The sequence below is a fragment of the Streptomyces cucumeris genome (assembly GCF_024295805.1).
Classification (GTDB): domain Bacteria; phylum Actinomycetota; class Actinomycetes; order Streptomycetales; family Streptomycetaceae; genus Streptomyces; species Streptomyces cucumeris.
This window is the reverse complement of record NZ_JANCLX010000040.1, coordinates 35750-40572: the sequence shown is the minus strand read 5'-3', so window position 1 is coordinate 40572 and position 4823 is coordinate 35750. Positions and strand designations below refer to the sequence as shown.

Sequence of the window (4823 nt, the reverse complement as noted above, 5' to 3'; positions counted from 1 at the left end):
AACGCGAACTGCCGCGCCCCCGACGGGGGCGCGGCAGCGGTCGGGCGACCGGGATCAGTGGGCCGTGAAGTACCACTCGTGGTTGTTCTGGCTCTCCTCGTTGCACGGCCAGATGATGAGGTTGCGGGTTTCGGAATCCGCCTCGTACGAGTCCAGGCACTGGTTGTTGCTGGCGAAGTTGCGGATCCAGTAGCGGCCGTCGCTCTGCTTGTCCAGCCACCACAGCTGGTTGTCGTCCGTCGTGCCGTTGCACGGGTACTCCGTGACGTACGAGGCGCCCGAGGCCCCTCCGTAACCCGGCAGGTCCATGCACAGGTTGTCCACCACGTTGCGGATCTGGTACAGCGGGGCTCCGCCCGGACCGGCCTTGCCGTACTTCTTCTCCACGTCCCAGAGCTGGTTGTCCTGCATGGTGCTGTTGCAGGCCGACTGGTGGACCGGCCCGTCCTGGTAGCCGGTACCGGGGATGTCGGCACACGTCTGGTTCGTGTTGTTCTTGATCAGCACATTGTTCAGGAGGGGCAGGTTGCTCGCCTTCTTCTTGGCGGGGGAGCGCGGCTTGGCCTTGGGCTTCGCCGTCGGGCTGCTGGGGGCGGCCGGCGGCGGCTGCTTCGCGGCGGCGGGAGCCTTCTCCTTCTTCTCCTTCTTCGGCTTCTCCTTCTTCGGGGAGGGCGACTCGGGCACGAACGCCCCCGCCCGCGATCCGTCGTCGTCCAGCACGGTGTCGGAGGAGCCGGCCGTGGCCACCTTCTCGCTCTTCTCGTCCTTGTCCGAGACGGCCATGACGAGCAGCGGTACGGCGACGAGCACGGCCCCGGCCATCGCTGCCCCGGCGAGCAGCGGCTTCTTGGGACGGCCGGGGAAGCCGGCGGCCGCGTCGGGACCGGACCCGCCGGGCGCCGCGGCACTGGCGGTGGCCGCGGCGGCGGGCCCCTCGGCCCGTGCCTCCCCGGACACGGTGGCGATGGCACCCCTGCCACGGCCGGACCTGCCCGCCCGGGTCTTGCCCCCGGAGCGCGTACCGGTGGCCGACGCGCCCTCGGAGGCGGCGGTCTCCGGTGTGCCGCTCCCCTCCTCCGTCTCGCTGGCCGTCTCCGCCGCGCCGGTGGACTCACCGTCCGCGCCCTCAGGTTCGGACGCCTCGCCGCCCTCGCCCGCCTCGGCCTCGGGTGAGCCCTTCGCTGCGGGGGCCTTCTTCGTCGCCTCGGACGAGCCTTCCCCGGTGGACGGACCCTCCTCGCCGGACGCGCCCTTCGAACCCTTCGCCCCTGCGGGCGACGACGTGGACGACGTGGACGTCGTACCCGAGCCACCGGTGGCGGACGGCACTCTGCCGGTGAGGTGTGCCTCGACGCTCGCCGCGTCGGGCGTGGCCGCGGACCCCGGGCCGGACACGGACGCCTCGGGCGACGAGGAACCGCGCGCCGGTGCCGCTTCCGGGTCGGGGGACGCGGCTCCGGCGGCCTGGCTGCCGCTCGGCGTCTCCGCGCCACCGGCCTGGTGCTGATCGGACATGGACTTCTCCTCCTGGCCGCTGGACCTCGTGTTCAGCGGCGATGGGGGTGTTGACGGGGGTGAGGGACAGGTCAGCGACCTTGTTCGGGGACGGGCGGGACCACCCGCTCGACGGACGTCTCCGGCGCCATCGGGCCCGCCGCGCGCACATGTCCGGCGACACGTTGCGGATCGGTGGCCGGACGGCCGTCGAGCACACGGGCGAGGCCCGCATGCAGCAACTGTCTCGACGAGGGGGTGAGTGTACGCAGCACCACTTGGCGCGGCAGTTCGGGGAAGCGGTAACGCCCTGTGGAGCGTTCACCGGGGTCCGCGTCCCAGACCAGCACCCGGGCGGTGACGGCGGCGTCGACCAGGGGCAGCAGCCGGTCCCGGGGCATGTCCAGGACCTCGGCGAGCAGTCCGATGTCCAGGTCCGCGCCGTCGGCCGCGGCGTAGGTGAGCATCCGGCGTGCCGGTGGGGCCAGTTCGGCGAGCCGCGCGTGGACCACGCTGCTCACCGCCGCGGGCACCCGCGCCGCCGGGCCGACACGCTGCTCCGGCGGCATCTTCATCAACTCGCCCAGGGTGAAGGGGTTTCCCTCGCCCTGCCGGTGGAGTGCCTCCGCCGCCTGGGGTGAGGCGTTCTCGCCCGCGGCGGCGAGCAGCCCGGCCACATCGGTGGCCGACAGCGGATCCAGGTGCAGCCGGGTGGCGCCGTGCCGGGCCAGTTCTGCCAGCAGCGCGCTCGCGGCGGGCTCTTCGGTGTCGCGCAGGGCGCAGACCAGGACGACCGGAGCGTCCCGCAGGACGGCGGCGAGCCGGCGCAGCAGACCGTGGAACTCCGGGGTGGCCCAGTCGAGGTCGTCGATGACGCACAGGGCCGGCTTGCGGGTGAGCTCCCGTACCAGCGTGGCCAGTTGACCGCCGTCGGCGTCGGGACCGGACCGGTCCGCGGGCCCCGCGGCTCCCAGCCCTTCCAGGATCTGGGTGGCGGGGCACAGGAGCGAGATGCCGTGGCTCTCGCTGAGCGCCTGACCGCCGCTGGCCCGGGCGACGGTGAAACCCGTGCCCTCGGCCACCATGGACAGCTCGTCCAGCAACCGGGTCTTGCCGGACCCGGGCTCCCCGGAGAGTACGGCCCACTGGGTGCGGCCCGCCGACGCCGAGCGCAGCAGCGCGGCGAGGTGCGTGATCTCCTCGTCCCGGCCCACCAGCGGAACCGCGGCCGGAGCCGGTCCGCCCTGCGGTGGCACCGGGGGGTGCGCGGTGGCGGTGGCGGATTCCCCGAGCACCTCGATGTCGTGCCGCAGGATCGCCATGTGCAGCTCGCGCATCCCCGGCCCGGGGTCGAGACCGAGCTCCGAGGCCAGCATGGCGCGGAACCGCTCGTACTGGCGCAGCGCCTCCACCGACCGGCCCGCGGCGTACAGCGCACGCATCAGCAGGGCCCAGGACGTCTCGCGGAGCGGGGCCCCGAGGGTCAGTGCCTCGGCGGCGGCGATCGCGCGCTCCACATCGCCCTGTTTGATGAGGACGGTCGCCCGCAACTCCTCGGCGTCCTGGCGGGCGGTGGCGAGCCGGGCCGCCTCGCGGACCGCGAAGTCGTGTCCGGCGGCGTCGCCGAGGGCCTCGCCGCGCCACAGGCTCAGCGAGCCGTCGATCTCCTCGCGGGCGGTGTCCAGTTGACCGTGCCGCATGGCCTCGCGGGCCCGTGCCACCGACTCCTCGAAGCCGGTGGTGTCCAGCGCCTCACGCGGGACCTTCAGGGAGTATCCGGCAGGACCGTTGACCAGGACGGTGGACCGGCCGGTGCGCACGGGGTCGAGCACCGAGCGCAGTCGGCTGATGTGCGCACGCACCGAGGACACGGCGCCCGTCGGCGGAGGGCCCTGCCACAGGTCCCGGCAGAGCTGTTCCACCGAGACGGGCCGGCCGTCCTCGATGAGCAGCCGGATCAGCAGCAGTCGGCGTTGCCGTGGCCCCAGGTCCAACGCGGTCCCGTCGCGCAGCACCTCGACGGGGCCCAGCAGGCAGTATCGCGTGGCATGCGCGTGTTGTGAGTTCACTGTGTGCGTCCACCTCCTGGCGACGCTGCCCAAGTCGCGGAGGTACCCCAGACGTTCGGGATCGCGCGGAGGGCACAGGTGTCCGCTCCCGCGTCGTGACATGAAGCGTACGTCATCGGAACATGGTCCGGTCTAAGCATGGAAGCCCAGGTCAGAAAGGGCTCGTACACGCCGTATCGCTGGGGGAACACCTAGAGTCTGCGCCGGATCGACCCCCGTATCGGAACCGACGCGCGCCCGGGGCCGTCCACGGTGGCTTTTCCGGCCGGGCCGCGCCCGGCAACCGGACACCGACGGGACGCCGGTGTCCGGTACGGGTATGGCGGCGTCAGGCGAACGGGCCTTCGGCCGTGAAGCGGCGCAACTGGCGGGCGAAGGACTCGGCTTCCCCGGGCGGCCAGGAGGACAGGCTCCTCATGATGTGGGCGGCCAGACGCGCGCGCAGCTCCGTCACCGCGGCTTCGCCCTCCTCGGTGAGGACGAGCAGATGTGCGCGCCGGTCCGTGGGGTCCGCCTCCCGGCGGATGAGCCCGGCGGCCTCCAGCCGGGAGGCGCGGCGGGTGACACCGGAGCGGTCGACCCCGGCATCGGGAGCCAGCTCCGCGGCACTGCGGGGTCCGGTCCGGGCCAGTGCGCTGAGCACCGGGTAGGTCACCTCGTCCACCGCCTCTCCCATGCCTTCGGTGAGCCGCTTGTGCAGCTGTGCGCGAGTGGTGCGCCTGAGCAGGATGCCCAGCGCTTCCGCGATCTCATGTCCCACTTCGTTTTCCACACCACAAGAATAGCGTGCGCGCCGCACGCGTTTCCTGCTACAGTGAAGGAGATGCGTGCGCGGCGCACGCACTACCTTTCTTGAAGGGGATTCCCATGACTCGCACCGGCATCGAGGCCGCCCTGAACGACCTGCTCTTCAACAGCGACATCACCCTGGAGGAGGCGGCCGACCGCCACTTCTCCCCGGAGTACCGCCAGCGCACGGACGGCGAGTGGGCCGACCGCACCGAGTTCCTGGAGCACATCACCCATGTGCGCTCCCTCGTCGCCGATGGCCGTGTCGAGGTGCACGAGGAGCTGTACGACGGCAGCAACTACGCCGACCGGCACACCGCCCACATCACCAAGAAGGACGGTTCGACCGTGAGCATGGAGGTCTATGTGTTCGCCGACTTCGCGCCCGACGGCCGGTTCAACCGCATCGAGGAGACCACCTTGATGCTCAAGGGATCCGATGCCGACCGGAACATCGGCAGCGCCCGCTGA

At 72.0% G+C, this 4823-nt stretch carries 4 protein-coding genes; 1 reads left to right on the top strand and 3 read right to left on the bottom strand.

Translation table 11 applies throughout. The features are described from left to right. Positions 1-54: 54 nt before the first annotated feature. The 3 genes from NMK44_RS36515 to NMK44_RS36505 form a co-directional block, all read right to left on the bottom strand. Positions 55-1515, bottom strand: coding sequence for an RICIN domain-containing protein (locus tag NMK44_RS36515; protein ID WP_254751412.1), 1461 nt, complete (start codon positions 1513-1515; stop codon positions 55-57). Between the two features lie 71 nt (positions 1516-1586). Further along, positions 1587-3563 (bottom strand): ATP-binding protein, encoded by a 1977-nt coding sequence (locus tag NMK44_RS36510; RefSeq protein ID WP_254751410.1) that lies wholly within the window; start codon positions 3561-3563, stop codon positions 1587-1589. A gap of 328 nt (positions 3564-3891) precedes the next feature. Continuing rightward, positions 3892-4335, bottom strand: coding sequence for a MarR family winged helix-turn-helix transcriptional regulator (locus tag NMK44_RS36505; protein WP_254751408.1), 444 nt, complete (start codon positions 4333-4335; stop codon positions 3892-3894). A 95-nt stretch (positions 4336-4430) separates the two neighbouring features. On the opposite strand from NMK44_RS36505, the gene NMK44_RS36500 reads away from it, so the two are divergent. After that, positions 4431-4823, top strand: coding sequence for a nuclear transport factor 2 family protein (locus tag NMK44_RS36500; protein ID WP_254751405.1), 393 nt, complete (start codon positions 4431-4433; stop codon positions 4821-4823).